Here is a 14,841-nt window from a genome sequence, read left to right as displayed (position 1 = left end):
TTCAACCGTCGCCCCTTTTTCTATTGTCCTATCACTAGAACGGCGTTTTACACCGCCGCCTTATGAAAGACCTTGCGCCAGATCGGCGTGATGATCTTCTCACCCACCGGGATCAGCAGCAGGCCAAGAGCCAGACCAAAGACGCCATCGATTGCCGCTGTTGTAGTCCACTCCACGGCCCCTTCAAATTGTGCGGGGACCGCATGGCCCACGGTGACTGCCACGTCGTGAATCCAGTCGTAAGGCGCCGCAAAGCCCATCTGCTCTAGCCCGTGAATAATGATCGACCCGCCAACCCAAAGCATTGCAGCCGTTCCGACGATCGTCAGCAGCTTCAGAAAGCCGGGCATCGCGCGCACCAAACCGCGCCCAAATGTCCGTGTCAGGGCAAAACGCCCCCTATTTGCCATCACCAGCCCCAAATCGTCCATCTTCACGATCAAAGCGACCGCACCATAGACCGCAACCGTGATCATCACTGCCACCGCCGCCAGTGTCGCCGCTTCCATCCAGAAATTGCTTTCCGGGATCGCCGACAACGCAATGGTCATAATCTCTGCCGAAAGGATAAAGTCAGTCTTGATCGCGCCTGCGGCCTTCTTCTCTTCCAGCTGTGCGGGGTCTTCGACCACCTTCTCCTTGTCGGGATAATCCTCGTGCCCGTGCCCCCAACCAAGCGCATGGGCAACCTTCTCGGCCCCCTCGAAACACAGGTAAGCCCCACCCAGCATCAGCAGCGGCGGGATCGCCCATGGCGCGAAATTCGCCAACAGCAGCCCCACTGGGAGCAAATACACCAATTTGTTGCGCAACGACCCTTTGGTGATCCGCCAGATCACCGGCAGCTCACGTTCGGCCTTGAACCCATGCAGATACTTCGGCGTCACAGCCGCATCGTCGATCACCGCGCCCGCCGCCTTAGAGCCCGCCTTGGCTGCCTGCCCGATCACATCATCCACGCTTGCCGCCGCAACTTTGGCGATGGCCGCCACATCATCCACAAGTGCCAGTAAACCGCTCATTCCATGCCCCTTTTTGCGTGTTGCAACCGAAGTAGCATGTGCAGCCCATCTGGCAAGTCCGAAGCCGGAGCGACCTTTACCGCTAACATGCAGGTTTAACGCTAACATCCGGAAATCATTTGGTTTTGCCCCTTTCCCCTGCCTGCCTTGCGCGGATATAGAACGCGCGACCCCGACATACGGCCTCCCTTCGCGCGGCCCGAGACAAGGAATGCACCATGACCATCAAAGTTGGCATCAACGGATTTGGCCGGATCGGCCGCTGCACCCTCAGCCATATCGCAGCCTCGGGGCGCGATGACATCGAAGTTATCAAGGTGAACGCCACCGGCCCGCTCAGCACCGCCGCGCATCTCATCAAATACGATTCCGTCCATGGCCGTTTCCCCGGCGAAGTCTCTGTCGACGGCGGCTATATGAACCTCGGCCAAAACGACATCGAGATGATGTCGAGCTACAACCTCGAAGAGCTGGACTGGTCCGGCTGCGACGTGGTCCTAGAATGCACCGGCAAGTTCAACGACGGCAACAAAGCCAACGTTCACCTCAAAAACGGTGCCAAGCGCGTCCTGCTCTCCGCGCCCGGCAAAAACGTCGATAAGACAATCGTCTACGGCGTGAATGATGACCAGCTGACCGCCTCCGACCGGATGATCTCAAACGGGTCTTGCACCACCAACTGCCTCGCGCCCCTGGCCAAAGTCATGCATGACGCCGTGGGCATCGAAAGCGGCCTGATGACGACGATCCACAGCTACACCGGCGACCAGCCGACGCTCGACCGCCGTCACGATGACCTCTACCGTGCCCGCGCCGCCGCCATGGCGCTGATCCCCACCTCCACTGGGGCTGCCAAAGCTCTGGGCGAAGTGCTTCCCGCGCTCAAAGGCAAACTCGACGGCACCGCCATGCGCGTACCGACGCCCAACGTCAGTGCCGTTGACCTGACCTTCCAAGCCAGCCGCGACGTGACGGTGGAAGAGATCAACGCCGCCGCCCGCGCCGCCGCCGATGGCCCGATGAAACGTGTGCTGGCCTATGATCCCGAACAGAAAGTCAGCATCGACTTCAACCATACGGAGCAAAGCTGCATCTTCGCCCCCGACCAGACCATCGTCGTCGCAGGCCGCACCGTGCGCGTGCTCGGTTGGTATGACAACGAATGGGCCTTCTCGGTCCGCATGGCCGATGTGGCCGTCGCCATGGGCAAACTGGGCTAAGGCTTGCACGGCGGGGGTGCGCCTGTAATATCAGGTCAACCCCGCCCGGAGCCGCGCCATGACCAATTCCATCGCCATCGTGCTGGCCCTCGTCATCGCCGGGGCGATGCTGGTCGACCTTTATGCCTATGGCGCGGACCATATGATCTATCTCGGCAAAAAGCTCTTTGAATTAATCGAATGGATTGCCTTCTGGCGGTAAGGCGCGCCGCGGCGCAAAACCCTTCTTTTCTGTCCCATCGGTATCGATCACCGACTGCAAACTGGTCTCAACCGATTTCCACCACGCCACCGATCAAACGGCGCTGCACCAAGGCAATCTACTCCAGGTTTTGCCAAGGTTTGACAACGAAAGGGTCTTCTCCCACCACATGCTGACCCCAGCCGTTATCATGGCCGCCCAAGGCCGCTGACGACAAAAAGACGCGGCCGCCACTCACGCGCCACGCCCCTCCCCTTCATCCTTTTAAAAATACCGCGCAGAACCGCGCCTCACACGGCCCGCCCTCCACTCCAGACGCTACTTCCGCGCAAAGCGCTCAATCAGCACTTCGTTCACCGCAGGGGTCACAAATTTGCTGACATCCCCATCAAGTCGCGCAATCTCTTTCACCAGTTTGCTGGCGATGGCCTGATGTGTGGCCTCGGCCATCAGAAAGACCGTCTCAATAGAATCGTCCAGCTGACGGTTCATCCCAACCATCTGGAACTCATATTCAAAATCCGACACGGCCCGCAGACCGCGCACGATGGTCTGCGCCCCGACATCGCGCGCACAGTCGATCAGCAGGTTTTCGAAAGGGTGCACCACGATCTCGACGCCGGTTTCCTCGGCCAATTGCACGCATTCCGCTTCGATCAGCGCGACACGTTCCTCAAGGCTAAAGAGCGGCCCCTTGTCGCGGTTGATCGCCACGCCGATCACCAGCCGGTCGACCATACGGGCGGCGCGGCGGATGATGTCGATATGCCCCAGCGTGATCGGGTCGAACGTACCGGGGTAGAGGGCTATGCGCATGTAATTGTCCTGCGTATCTGCTGCGTTGCGGCGCAGCCAAGCATTTCACCGCCGCAAGCGCAAGTCGGTTAGCGGTAGCACTGCCCCGCGGTCAGCCCGCAGAACCGCCCTGTCGTGGCCCCTGAAAACGCTTCAGTGGCCCATGATCATACCTTCGAGGGCCTGTTTCTCCATCGACAGTTCCTGCAACTGCGCCTTGACCACGTCGCCGAGAGAGATCAGCCCCACGAGTTCCCCGTCTTCCAACACGGGCATATGGCGAAACCGTCCGTCGGTCATCTGTTGCAACACCGCGTCAGAGCGGTCATCGCGGCTACAGGTCACCAATTTTCGGGTCATAATGCTCTCAGCCGCCTGTTGCAGGCAGCCCGCGCCCGAACGGCCCAGTTCGCGCACGATGTCCCGCTCAGACAGAATCCCATCCGGCGTCTTGCCATCGGCCGAGATCACCAGCGTCCCGATCCGCTTTTCAGCCAGCATCGCCGCTGCCTCAGAGATCGCCAATCCGGGTTTGGCCGTGACCACCTTGCCATCGGGCTTGGTCTTGAGAATCTGCGATACGAGCATCTGGCGCCTCCTCTGATGCAGGGCAAAGTCTCCTCCAGCGTCACCGCGAAATCCTTTCATGTCAAGCTTTTGGCGCAGTCTTCTGCGCGGCTTCGGCCTCCAGCCGGGCAGTCTCGGCCCTAAGCCCGGCGGCCAGCGCCTCGGCGAAAGCCGCCAGCCGGGCGTTGCGGCGGTCGTCGGCATGGCGGATCAGATAGAAAGCCCGCTTGAGGCTGACAGCCTGCGTCAGGATGCGCCGCACGCCTTGGGTTGCGGCAAGCGAAAAGTCATGCGCGATGCCGATCCCGCCGCCCTGCTGGATCATCCGCACCTGAACGGAGACGGAATTTGACGCCAAGGCCACGCGGCTGATGCCGAGGTCGGCGAGGTAGTCCAACTCCCGATCAAAGATCATATCCGGGATATAGCCGACCATCCGGTGCCCTTGCAGATCGCCGACCGAGGTCACCTCGGGGTGGCGTGCGAGATAGCTTTCCGCGGCCGCAAGATGGAGATGGTAATCCGTCACTTTCTGCACCACCAGCCGCCCCGCCGTGGGCGCGCTCACCCCGATCGCCATATCCGCCTCGCGCCGGGACAGGTTAAAGACGCGCGGCAATGCGATGATCTGCACGTCCAGATCGGGGTTTTTCGCCGCGATGGCCGCACAGACCTGTGGCAACAGGTAGTTCGCCGCCCCATCGGGCGCACCAACTCGGATCTGCCCCGAGAGTTGATCGCTTTGCACCGGCACCCCGGCGGTGGCGGCGCGCATCGCCTGCTCGGCCCGCTCGGCCCGCTGCATCAGGTCACTGCCAGCTTCGGTCAGCATATAGCCTTGGGGCGATTTGACGAAGAGAACGGTCTGCAGCGCCTTTTCCAACCGCGCCATGCGGCGGCCCAGCGTTGCCGGATCCAGCCGCAGCAGCTTGCCCGCGCCCGACAGGCTCTCTTCACGTGCTACGGCTAGAAACAACCGCAGGTCGTCCCAATTCTGATCCATTTCGCTGCCTTCCAGAGCTTTGCAAAAATGCAATACGGTTTTGCCATCCTTCCTCTGTTCCATTGCTTTTTGCAAGGCTATCGTGCCGCCAACCATATGAGGAGACTGATCATGCAAGAGATGACCCATTACCTGAACGGCGAACACGTCAAAGGCACCTCCGGGCGCTTTGCCGATGTGATGAACCCCGCCACCGGCGAAGTGCAGGCCAAAGTGCCGCTTGCCAATGGCGAAGAACTGAACAAAGCCGTGGAATACGCCCAGGCTGCGCAGCCCAAATGGGCCGCCACCAACCCGCAGCGCCGCGCCCGCGTGCTGATGAAATTCGTGGCCCTTCTGAACCGCGACATGGACAAGCTGGCCGAGGCGCTGAGCCGTGAGCACGGCAAGACCCTGCCCGACGCCGCTGGTGACGTGCAGCGTGGCCTTGAAGTGGTGGAATACTGCATCGGTGCGCCGGAACTGCTGAAAGGTGATTTCACCGACAGCGCCGGCCCCGGCATCGACATGTACTCCATGCGCCAAGCGCTTGGTGTGACCGCGGGCATCACGCCCTTCAACTTCCCTGCAATGATCCCGATGTGGATGTTCGCCCCCGCCATCGCTTGCGGCAACGCCTTCATCCTCAAGCCTTCTGAGCGTGACCCCTCCGTGCCGCTGATGCTGGCCGAACTGCTGGAAGAAGCCGGTCTGCCCAAGGGCATCATTCAGGTCGTGAACGGCGACAAAGAAGCCGTCGATGCGATCCTGCACCATGACGTGATCCAGTCGGTGGGCTTCGTAGGCTCGACCCCGATTGCCGAATACATCTATGCAACCGGCTGTGCCAACGGCAAGCGCGTGCAGTGTTTCGGTGGCGCCAAGAACCACATGATCATCATGCCCGACGCGGATATGGACCAAGCCGCAGACGCGCTGATCGGCGCGGGCTACGGTGCCGCTGGCGAACGCTGCATGGCGATTTCCGTAGCCGTGCCGGTGGGCGATGAGACCGCCGACCGCCTGATCGAAAAGCTGGTGCCGCGCATCGAAAAGCTGAAAGTCGGCCCCTACACCGCGGGCAACGATGTGGACTATGGCCCCGTCGTTACCGCCGCCGCCAAGGCCAATATCGAGCGTCTGGTGCAAACGGGCATCGATCAAGGCGCTGAGTTGGTCGTCGACGGGCGCGACTTCAAACTGCAGGGCTATGAGGACGGCTATTTCATCGGGCCGCACCTTTTTGACCGCGCGACCAAGGACATGGACATCTACCAGCAGGAAATCTTTGGCCCCGTGCTGACCTGCGTCCGCGCCAAGGACTACGAAGAGGCGATCGGCCTTGCCATGGACCACGAGTATGGCAACGGCACCGCGATCTTCACCCGTGACGGCGACGCGGCGCGTGACTTTGCCAACCGGATCAATGTCGGCATGGTCGGCGTCAACGTGCCGATCCCGGTGCCGCTGGCCTACCACACCTTTGGCGGCTGGAAGAAATCCGTCTTTGGCGATTTGAACCAGCACGGGCCGGATGCGTTCAAGTTCTACACCCGCACCAAGACCGTGACGGCCCGTTGGCCCTCGGGCATCAAAGAGGGTGGCGAGTTCTCCATCCCGGTGATGGAGTAAATCATCACGCCGGCTGCCCCTAAGCAGCCGGCCCTAAAGAACGGGGCCAGCGCCATGCAAAAAGAATTCACCATCGGGATCGAAGAAGAATACCTTCTGGTCGACAAGGATTCACTGGCGCTGGCTGACACCCCCGAAGGGCTGATGGAGGATTGCCGTAAAGACCTCGGCGATCAGGTCAGCCCCGAGATGCTGCTTTGCCAGATCGAGGTCGGCTCGAAGCCCTGCACCAATGTGGCCGAGGCCCGCGATGACCTGCGCCACCTGCGCAGCACCATCGCCAAACATGCCGCCAAACATAACCTCGCCCCCATCGCCGTGTCCTGCCATCCGTTCTCGGATTGGAAGAACCAAGAGATCACCCACAAGGAACGCTACGCCAAGATTGAAAGCGAGTTGGAAAATGTCGCCCGCCGGATGCTGAGCTGCGGGATGCATGTCCATGTGGGCATTGAGGGCGATGACCTGCGCATCGATCTGATGCCGCAGTTCGCTTATTTCCTGCCCCACCTGCTCGCGCTCTCGGCCTCGTCGCCCTATTGGCAGGGCGAAGACACCGGGCTGGCGTCTTACCGTCTTGCGGTGATGGAGAGCATGCCGCGCACGGGGCTGCCGCCCTTGTTGCATAGTTGGGGGGAGTATGAGCGCAGCACACAGGCGTTGATCGACCTCGATATAATCCCCGACCAGTCGAAAATCTGGTGGGATCTGCGCCCATCGACCCATTACCCGACGCTGGAAAGCCGCATCTGCGATGTGCAGCCGCGCTTGTCACATGCGCTTGGGCTGGCGGGGCTGACACAGTCCCTCGCCCGCTTCCTGCTGCGCCTGCGCGACAACAACCTGCGCTGGCGCGAATATGACCGCTTCCTGATCGAGGAAAATCGCTGGCGCGCGCAGCGCTACGGCGTGAACGAGACGCTGATCGATTTCGGGGGGCCGACGCTCAAACCCTTCGACCAGATGTTCGAGGAAATCATCGGCCTGATCGCCGAAGACGCCGAGGCGCTCGGCTGTCTGGACGAAGTCTGCGCCCTGCGCGACGTGGTGAAACAGGGCACATCCGCCGACCGTCAGCGCAAAGTCTGGGCCAAAGCGCCCGAGGGCAAGGGCGGCGAGGCAGTCGTGCGCCATCTGATCGAGGAATACCACGCCGATCTGTGACGCTTGTTGCGGCACCTTTCGGCTGATAGAATTAAACAAGTGTTCAGTTCCAAGGACACATGACTTCAGGGAGGAGCCGCGATGGATTTCGCATTGAACGAGGAACAGACCGCCATTTTCGATATGGCCCATGCATTCGGGCAGGAGAATATCGCGCCCCACGCCCACCAATGGGAGAAAGATGGCACCATCCCCAAAGAGCTTTGGCCAGAGGTCGGCGCATTGGGGTTCGGCGGGCTTTACGTCTCTGAAGAGACCGGCGGCGCGGGGCTCACACGTCTTGATGCCACGCTGGTCTTTGAGGCGCTGTCGATGGCCTGCCCCTCGGTCGCGGCGTTCCTGTCGATCCACAACATGTGCGCCAAGATGCTCGACACATTTGCCAGTGACGAGATGAAAGAACGCGTGATGCCCAAGGTGCTCACGATGGAAACCGTGCTGAGCTACTGCCTGACCGAACCGGGATCCGGCTCCGACGCGGCGGCGCTCAAGACCCGCTGCGCGCGCACAAACGACGGCTACACGCTGAACGGCACCAAGGCTTTCATCTCAGGCGGGGGCTATTCGGATGCCTATGTTACCATGGTTCGTACGTCGGATGACGGCGCTAAGGGTGTCTCGACAGTCTATGTCGAGGATGGCACGCCCGGGCTCAGCTTCGGCGGGCTGGAAGACAAGATGGGTTGGCGCAGCCAACCGACGGCGTTGGTGCAATTTGATGACTGCAAGATCGGCGCGGAGAACCTTGTTGGCGAAGAGGGCAAGGGCTTCAAATACGCCATGGCGGGCCTCGACGGTGGGCGGCTGAACATCTCGGCCTGCTCGCTCGGGGCCGCGCAGACTGCGCTGACCAAGACGCTGGAGTACATGGGCGACCGCAAAGCCTTTGGCCAGAGCATCGACCAGTTCCAGGGGCTGCAATTCCGCCTTGCCGATATGGAGATCGAGTTGCAAGCCGCGCGCACCTTCCTGCGCCAAGCGGCATGGAAGCTCGACACTGGCGCGCCGGATGCGACCAAGTTCTGCGCCATGGCCAAGAAATTCGTGACCGAGACCGGCAGCAAGGTCGTCGACCAATGTCTGCAGTTGCACGGCGGCTATGGCTACCTTGCCGACTACGGGATCGAGAAACTGGTCCGCGACCTGCGGGTGCATCAGATCCTTGAGGGCACGAATGAGATCATGCGCGTGATCGTTGCCCGCGACATGCTCAAGAACCGCTGAGACCCTCCATGAGTGATATCTACATTCGCAAAGCGGGCCGCGCCGGACGCATCACGCTCACCCGGCCCAAAGCGCTGAACGCGCTGAGCTACGACATGTGCATCGCCATCGAAAAGGCGATCGACGACTGGCGCGATGACTCCGAGGTCGCCGTCATCGTGCTGGATGCCGAGGGTGAAAAAGCCTTCTGCGCGGGCGGTGACGTGGCGCAGCTCTACCAAACGGGCAAGGATGGGGATTTCGACTTCGCCCGCCGTTTTTGGGCCGATGAATACCGGCTTAATAACAAGCTGCACGGTTTTCCCAAGCCGGTGATCTCCTTCATGCAGGGCTTCACCATGGGCGGCGGGGTCGGCATCGGCTGCCACGGCTCGCACCGCGTCGTGGGCGAGAGCAGCAAGATCGCCATGCCCGAATGCGGCATCGGGCTGGTGCCCGACGTGGGCGGCACGCTGCTGCTGGCACAGGCACCGGGACGGATGGGCGAATACCTTGGCCTCACCGGCGCGCGGATGGGCGCGGGCGACGTGCTCCACGCCGGTTTCGCGGATTATTTTATCGCGCAAGCCGAATGGCCCGATCTTATCGCGCAACTGGAAGAGAGCGGTGATCCCTTCATCCTCGACCGCGCGGCAAGCACCCCGCCCCCATCCACGCTGGCAGAGGTTCAGGAGCAGGTGGACCGCCTCTTTCATGCCGAAAGCCTCAGTGAAATCGACGCGGTGCTTGCGATGTCCGGCAGCGGTTTCGCCGCAGAAACAGTGAAAACCCTGCGCCGCAACTCCCCCCTGTCGATGGCCTGCACGCTAGAGATGCTGCGCCGCCTGCGCGGCCCCGGCATCGGCATGGTCCCGGCACTGGAACAGGAGTACCGCTTTACCGCGCGGTCACTGGAAAAAGGCGATTTCATCGAAGGTGTGCGCGCCGCGATCATCGACAAGGACCGCAGCCCCAATTGGCAACACGCCGACTGGGACGTGCCGCAGGCCGATATCGACGCCATGCTCGCCCCCTTGGGCGACAACGAATTGAAGTTGGAGGAAAATTCATGAGCAATCTTACAATCGGTTTCATCGGTCTGGGCAATATGGGCGGGCCCATGGCCGCCAATCTCGCCGCCGCGGGCCATACCGTGCGCGGCAATGACGTGGCTGGCACCACCGCCGAAGGGGTCGCCGAGGCCAAGACCATCGCCGAGGCGGTCGGGGATGCCGATGTGGTCATCACCATGCTGCCCAACGGCGCAATCCTGCGCCAAGTGGCCGAAGAAGCGGTCGCCCATATGGCACCGGGCGCGCTGCTGATCGATTGCTCCACCGTCGACGTCGAAAGCGCGCGTTTCGCGGCAGAGGCGGCGCAGAAGGCCAGATTGCTTTTTGTGGATGCCCCCGTCTCTGGCGGGATCGGCGGCGCGCAGGGTGGCACGCTCACCTTTATGGCGGGCGGCGCGGAGGCGGCCTTTGAAAAGGCCAAACCGCTGTTCGACATCATGGGTCAGAAAGCCGTTCTTTGTGGTGATGCGGGCGCAGGCCAAGCGGCGAAAATCTGCAACAACATGATCCTTGGCGCTACGATGATCGCCACCTGCGAAGCCTTTGCACTTGCTGACAAACTGGGCCTTGATCGCGAACGGATGTTCGATGTCGTCAGCACGTCTTCGGGCTATTCTTGGTCGATGAACGCCTATTGCCCGGCCCCCGGCGTCGGCCCCCAATCGCCTGCCGACAACGACTACAAACCGGGGTTCGCGGCAGAGCTGATGCTCAAAGATCTGGGGCTGTCCCAACAGGCCGCGGAAATGGCCAATGCCGACACACCGATGGGCGCACTGGCCAAGGAACTCTACACCCGTTTCGTCGAGGAAGAAGGCGGCAAGGGCAAAGACTTCTCTGCCATGCTGCCCCGTTTTGAGCAGCGCGGCTGGCAAGGTTAAGCCGACCGCCCCCCACGCGGGAACGACATGACCCGAGCAGGCGTTAACTTCAGAATGACCCCATCTGAGGAGATCACCTGATGCGACGCCTGCTCATTACCACAATCCTGACCACCGCCTGCGCGACCGGCCCGCTGGCCGCCGCCGGAACCGGCTTTGCCCCGGTCCAGCCCGCGGTTGCCTTTGACAGCAGCGGCCCTGAAACGCTTTGGCTCGCCAAAGACGACAAGGGCGATAAGGGCAAAGACAAGAAAGACAAAAAGGCCAAGAAGAAGGACAAGCAGGAGAAGAAGGCCGAGAAAAAGAGAGAAAAGCGCGAGGAAAAGGCCGAGAAGCACAAAGAGAAGAAGGCCAAAAAAGACAAGAAAGACGATAAGATCGAGATCAAAATCAACGGTGATAAGGTCAAGATCAAAGGCGATGAGGTCAAACTGCCCAAGGGCATGGACCGCGCCGACTTTGATGAGCGCGTGACCCGCTTTACGCAGGACCGCGAGACTGTGGTCACCCGTCTTTTGAACACCCCGGCGCCCGAAGGGCGTGACATGGCCGCTATCCTCGGTGCGGCGGCGCTTGCCTTGGCCGCGCCTGAACTGAACGCAGCCGCCGTGCCCGAGGACGAGCTGATTACCTATCGCAACTGCCCCCCCGGTCTGGCCAAGAAAGACCCCCCCTGCGTGCCCCCCGGGCTGGCAAAACAGGGCGTGACCTATGAACAATGGGCCAGCTATTCCGACGATGAGCTGGACACTCTGCTGGAAGAGCGCCGCCAACCCTATCTTGAAGCCGATCCGCTGACGGAACGCGAGTTGCTCCTACTGGAGTCCAACCAGATCGCACAGCTCTACAGCCTTGATGCCGCGCCTGCTGGTCACCGCTACGCGCTGATCGATGGCCAGCCGGTGCTACTGAGTAACGAAGATCACACCGCCCTGCTGCGTATCAACGAATTGGCGCGGGTGCCCACCATAGGCTCAGGCGTGAACATCGCTCCGACCGCCGCGCTGACGCAGGCGGACCTCATCAATCTCTACCGTCTGGCCGAGCCGGAAGAAGGCTATAACTACGCGGTACTGAATGGGCAGGTGATTTCGCTGCGCGATAGCGCCTATGAGACGCTGCAACTGATCCGCATCGCCCGCGCCGTGTTGTAAGGACACGCCGCAGGCCAAGCCAACCAAGTGGCGGCGGTTATTCCGCCGCCACTTTTGTTTGCTTATACAGCATCGGTTTGAGGTACTTGCCGGTATGACTTTCGGCCACATCCGCGACCTTTTCCGGCGTGCCCGTGGCCACAACCCGGCCACCGCCGTCACCGCCCTCAGGGCCGATATCAATAATATGATCGGCGGTTTTCACCACATCTAGGTTATGCTCAATCACAACCACCGAATTGCCCTGATCGACCAATTCGTGCAGCACTTCCAACAGCTTGCGCACGTCTTCGAAATGCAGGCCCGTTGTCGGTTCATCAAGGATATAAAGCGTGCGCCCAGTGGAACGTTTGCTCAATTCCTTGCTGAGCTTCACCCGCTGTGCCTCACCGCCCGACAGGGTCGTGGCCTGCTGTCCGACCTTGATATAACCCAGCCCCACACGCATCAGCGCATCCATCTTTTCACGGATCGACGGCACGGCGGCAAAGAAGCTCTGCGCATCTTCCACCGTCATATCAAGCACGTCGGCGATGCTCTTACCCTTGAACCTCACCTCCAGCGTTTCGCGGTTGTAGCGCGCGCCCTTGCAGGTCTCGCATTCCACGTAAACGTCCGGGAGAAAGTGCATCTCGATCTTGATGACCCCGTCACCCTGACAGGCTTCGCAACGCCCGCCTTTGACGTTGAAAGAGAAACGCCCGGGCTTATAGCCGCGCTCTTTCGCTTCCGGCAAACCGGCGAACCAGTCACGGATCGGGGTGAAAGCCCCGGTGTAAGTCGCTGGATTCGAACGCGGAGTCCGCCCAATGGGCCGCTGGTCAATGTCGATGACCTTGTCGAGATGTTCCAACCCTTTAATGGTCTGACAGGGCGCAGGCGTCTGCCGCGCGCCGTTCAGGTTCATCGAAGCGGTTTTGAACAGGGTTTCAATCGTAAGGGTAGATTTGCCGCCCCCTGACACACCGGTAACACAAACGAATTTGCCCAGCGGGAAATCCACAGTCACATTCTGCAAGTTGTTGCCGGTGGCCTTCACGACCTGCAGCTTCTTCTTGTTCCCCTTGCGCCGCTTGGCCGGGACCGAGATTTCACGAACGCCGGTAAGATACTGACCAGTAACAGAATTCGGATCATTCGCCACCTGTTCAGGCGTGCCGTGGCTCACCACTTGCCCGCCGTGAACCCCAGCACCCGGCCCGATATCGAACACATAATCGGCCTCACGGATGGCCTCTTCATCATGCTCTACAACGATCACCGTATTCCCCTGATCCCGCAGGTTCTTCAAGGTATCCAGCAACCGGTCATTATCGCGCTGATGCAGCCCGATCGACGGTTCATCAAGCACGTAAAGCACGCCCGTCAGGCCAGAGCCAATCTGGCTTGCCAAGCGGATACGCTGGCTCTCGCCACCACTTAAAGTACCACTTGAACGCGACATCGTAAGGTACTCTAGGCCCACGTTATTTAGAAATCCGAGACGTTCGCGAATTTCCTTCAGAATGGCCTTCGCGATCTCATTCTTCTGCGGGGTCAGATGGTCTGGGACGGCCTTGCACCAGTCAAGGGCTTCACGGATCGACATCTCCACCACCTTACCGATGTGGAGCAATTCGTTCTCATTGCCAGTCGTGGGGCCAATCCGTACCGCAAGCGCTTCGGGCCGCAAGCGATAGCCGCCACAGGTGCCACAGGGGCGGTTGTTTTGATAACGTTCAAACTCCTCGCGGACCCAGTTGCTGTCCGTTTCGCGGTAGCGGCGCTGCATATTGGGGATCACCCCCTCGAACACCCGCTTGACCTCATAAACGCGCCCGCCTTCGTCATAGCGGAAGGTAATCTCTTCCTTGCCGGAACCACGAAGGAACACCTCTTGCACCTTCTCAGGCAGGTCTTTCCAGCGGGTCTTTTGGTCAAAATTATAATGCTTGGCAATGGCTTCGATGGTTTGCTTAAAGTACGGGGACTTCCCCTTGCGCCAAGGCGCCAAGGCCCCGTCATAGATTTTCAGGTTCTGGTCCGGCACCACCAAACGCTCATCGAAAAAGAGCTCGACCCCAAGGCCATCACAAGAGGGGCAAGCCCCAAACGGCGCGTTGAAAGAGAACAACCGCGGCTCAATCTCGGGAATGGTGAAGCCACTGACAGGGCAGGCAAATTTTTCCGAAAACGTGTGACGCTCGGGCTCGCCTTCACTGGGCGCCGTTTCGAGAATGGCGATGCCATCGGCAAGGTCAAGCGCCGTGCGCAGCGAGTCCGCCAGGCGCGTTTCAAGTCCTTCGCGCACCACGATCCGGTCGACGACAACATCGATATCGTGGCGGAATTTCTTGTCCAACGTCGGCGGCTCATCCAGATCGTAGAATTCACCGTTCACCTTGACCCGCTGGAAGCCTTGCTTGCGCAACTCGATGAACTCTTTGCGATATTCACCTTTGCGGTCGCGAATAATCGGCGCCAGCAGATAGGCCCGCGTGCCCTCTTCCATGGTCATGATCCGGTCGACCATATCCTGCACCTGCTGGGCTTCGATAGGTTTGCCGGTGGCCGGGCTATAGGGGGTGCCGACGCGGGCGAACAACAGCCGCAGATAGTCGTAAATCTCGGTCACCGTGCCGACGGTGGATCGAGGGTTCTTTGAGGTGGTCTTCTGTTCGATTGAAATCGCAGGGCTGAGACCGGAAATGTGATCCACGTCCGGTTTCTGCATCATATCAAGGAACTGCCGCGCATAGGCCGACAGTGATTCCACATAGCGCCGCTGCCCCTCGGCATAGATCGTGTCGAAGGCAAGGCTCGACTTTCCCGAGCCGGAAAGCCCGGTAATTACAACCAGTTGGTCACGCGGAATATCCACGTCGATGTTCTTTAGATTGTGCTCGCGCGCGCCGCGCACTTCGATGTTCTTCAGCTCAGCCATGACATGCCCCTCTTAACGGTTTG

At 60.5% G+C, this 14,841-nt stretch carries 13 protein-coding genes; 8 read left to right on the top strand and 5 right to left on the bottom strand.

Annotated features, from left to right (window positions below; all coding sequences use genetic code 11):
* Positions 1-47 precede the first annotated feature (47 nt).
* Complete coding sequence (locus K3758_RS08375; protein ID WP_259943869.1) at positions 48-1,022, bottom strand: DUF808 domain-containing protein; 975 nt, start codon at positions 1,020-1,022, stop codon at positions 48-50.
* Between the two features lie 218 nt (positions 1,023-1,240).
* Here K3758_RS08375 and gap point away from each other — a divergent pair, with 218 nt between their 5' ends.
* Together gap and K3758_RS08365 are read left to right on the top strand one after the other, a co-directional pair.
* Complete coding sequence (gene gap / locus K3758_RS08370) at positions 1,241-2,242, top strand: type I glyceraldehyde-3-phosphate dehydrogenase (protein WP_259943867.1); 1,002 nt, start codon at positions 1,241-1,243, stop codon at positions 2,240-2,242.
* A 58-nt stretch (positions 2,243-2,300) separates the two neighbouring features.
* The gene (locus tag K3758_RS08365; RefSeq protein WP_259943865.1) at positions 2,301-2,444 is read left to right on the top strand and encodes a hypothetical protein; all 144 of its coding nucleotides are present in this window, start codon (positions 2,301-2,303) and stop codon (positions 2,442-2,444) included.
* 318 nt (positions 2,445-2,762) lie between these two features.
* On the opposite strand, the gene coaD is transcribed toward K3758_RS08365, so the two are convergent.
* The 3 genes from coaD to K3758_RS08350 form a co-directional block, all read right to left on the bottom strand.
* Positions 2,763-3,260 carry a pantetheine-phosphate adenylyltransferase gene (coaD, locus tag K3758_RS08360; protein ID WP_067629160.1) on the bottom strand — a complete coding sequence of 166 codons (498 nt, stop codon included), beginning with the start codon at positions 3,258-3,260 and terminating at the stop codon, positions 2,763-2,765.
* A gap of 132 nt (positions 3,261-3,392) precedes the next feature.
* Positions 3,393-3,827, bottom strand: coding sequence for a CBS domain-containing protein (locus tag K3758_RS08355; RefSeq protein ID WP_067941819.1), 435 nt, complete (start codon positions 3,825-3,827; stop codon positions 3,393-3,395).
* Positions 3,828-3,888: 61 nt separating this feature from the next.
* A complete protein-coding gene (locus tag K3758_RS08350) occupies positions 3,889-4,809 on the bottom strand; it encodes a LysR family transcriptional regulator (protein WP_259949943.1) in 921 nt (306 codons plus the stop codon).
* Positions 4,810-4,920: 111 nt separating this feature from the next.
* Between K3758_RS08350 and K3758_RS08345 the strand changes: the two genes are divergently transcribed.
* The 6 genes from K3758_RS08345 (at position 4,921) to K3758_RS08320 (ending at position 11,895) form a co-directional block, all read left to right on the top strand.
* Positions 4,921-6,420 carry a CoA-acylating methylmalonate-semialdehyde dehydrogenase gene (locus K3758_RS08345; RefSeq protein ID WP_259949937.1) on the top strand — a complete coding sequence of 500 codons (1,500 nt, stop codon included), beginning with the start codon at positions 4,921-4,923 and terminating at the stop codon, positions 6,418-6,420.
* 54 nt (positions 6,421-6,474) lie between these two features.
* Positions 6,475-7,584 carry a carboxylate-amine ligase gene (locus K3758_RS08340; RefSeq protein ID WP_259949935.1) on the top strand — a complete coding sequence of 370 codons (1,110 nt, stop codon included), beginning with the start codon at positions 6,475-6,477 and terminating at the stop codon, positions 7,582-7,584.
* A gap of 81 nt (positions 7,585-7,665) precedes the next feature.
* The gene (locus K3758_RS08335; protein ID WP_259949933.1) at positions 7,666-8,808 is read left to right on the top strand and encodes an acyl-CoA dehydrogenase family protein; all 1,143 of its coding nucleotides are present in this window, start codon (positions 7,666-7,668) and stop codon (positions 8,806-8,808) included.
* Between the two features lie 8 nt (positions 8,809-8,816).
* Entirely contained in the window at positions 8,817-9,860 is a 1,044-nt protein-coding gene (locus K3758_RS08330) for an enoyl-CoA hydratase/isomerase family protein (protein ID WP_259949925.1), read from the top strand.
* Entirely contained in the window at positions 9,764-10,741 is a 978-nt protein-coding gene (mmsB, locus tag K3758_RS08325) for a 3-hydroxyisobutyrate dehydrogenase (RefSeq protein ID WP_259949923.1), read from the top strand. Before K3758_RS08330 ends, mmsB begins: the two co-directional genes overlap by 97 nt.
* An 80-nt stretch (positions 10,742-10,821) precedes the next feature.
* The gene (locus K3758_RS08320; RefSeq protein ID WP_259949922.1) at positions 10,822-11,895 is read left to right on the top strand and encodes a transketolase; all 1,074 of its coding nucleotides are present in this window, start codon (positions 10,822-10,824) and stop codon (positions 11,893-11,895) included.
* 37 nt (positions 11,896-11,932) lie between these two features.
* On the opposite strand, the gene uvrA is transcribed toward K3758_RS08320, so the two are convergent.
* Positions 11,933-14,818 carry an excinuclease ABC subunit UvrA gene (uvrA, locus tag K3758_RS08315; protein ID WP_259949921.1) on the bottom strand — a complete coding sequence of 962 codons (2,886 nt, stop codon included), beginning with the start codon at positions 14,816-14,818 and terminating at the stop codon, positions 11,933-11,935.
* Between the last annotated feature and the right edge of the window lie 23 nt (positions 14,819-14,841).

Origin of the sequence: Sulfitobacter sp. W002 (genome assembly GCF_025142135.1) — a bacterium.
In the GTDB taxonomy this organism is placed as follows: domain Bacteria; phylum Pseudomonadota; class Alphaproteobacteria; order Rhodobacterales; family Rhodobacteraceae; genus Sulfitobacter; species Sulfitobacter profundi.
The sequence above is the reverse complement of the archived record's forward strand: the minus strand, read 5'-3'. Positions and strand labels throughout refer to the sequence as shown.

Coding starts and splice junctions, on each gene's coding strand:
- K3758_RS08375 (WP_259943869.1), bottom strand. CDS start 1,022: ATGAGCGGTTTACTGGCACTTGTGGATGATGTGGCGGCCATCGCCAAA.
- gap (WP_259943867.1), top strand. CDS start 1,241: ATGACCATCAAAGTTGGCATCAACGGATTTGGCCGGATCGGCCGCTGC.
- K3758_RS08365 (WP_259943865.1), top strand. CDS start 2,301: ATGACCAATTCCATCGCCATCGTGCTGGCCCTCGTCATCGCCGGGGCG.
- coaD (WP_067629160.1), bottom strand. CDS start 3,260: ATGCGCATAGCCCTCTACCCCGGTACGTTCGACCCGATCACGCTGGGG.
- K3758_RS08355 (WP_067941819.1), bottom strand. CDS start 3,827: ATGCTCGTATCGCAGATTCTCAAGACCAAGCCCGATGGCAAGGTGGTC.
- K3758_RS08350 (WP_259949943.1), bottom strand. CDS start 4,809: ATGGATCAGAATTGGGACGACCTGCGGTTGTTTCTAGCCGTAGCACGT.
- K3758_RS08345 (WP_259949937.1), top strand. CDS start 4,921: ATGCAAGAGATGACCCATTACCTGAACGGCGAACACGTCAAAGGCACC.
- K3758_RS08340 (WP_259949935.1), top strand. CDS start 6,475: ATGCAAAAAGAATTCACCATCGGGATCGAAGAAGAATACCTTCTGGTC.
- K3758_RS08335 (WP_259949933.1), top strand. CDS start 7,666: ATGGATTTCGCATTGAACGAGGAACAGACCGCCATTTTCGATATGGCC.
- K3758_RS08330 (WP_259949925.1), top strand. CDS start 8,817: ATGAGTGATATCTACATTCGCAAAGCGGGCCGCGCCGGACGCATCACG.
- K3758_RS08320 (WP_259949922.1), top strand. CDS start 10,822: ATGCGACGCCTGCTCATTACCACAATCCTGACCACCGCCTGCGCGACC.
- uvrA (WP_259949921.1), bottom strand. CDS start 14,818: ATGGCTGAGCTGAAGAACATCGAAGTGCGCGGCGCGCGCGAGCACAAT.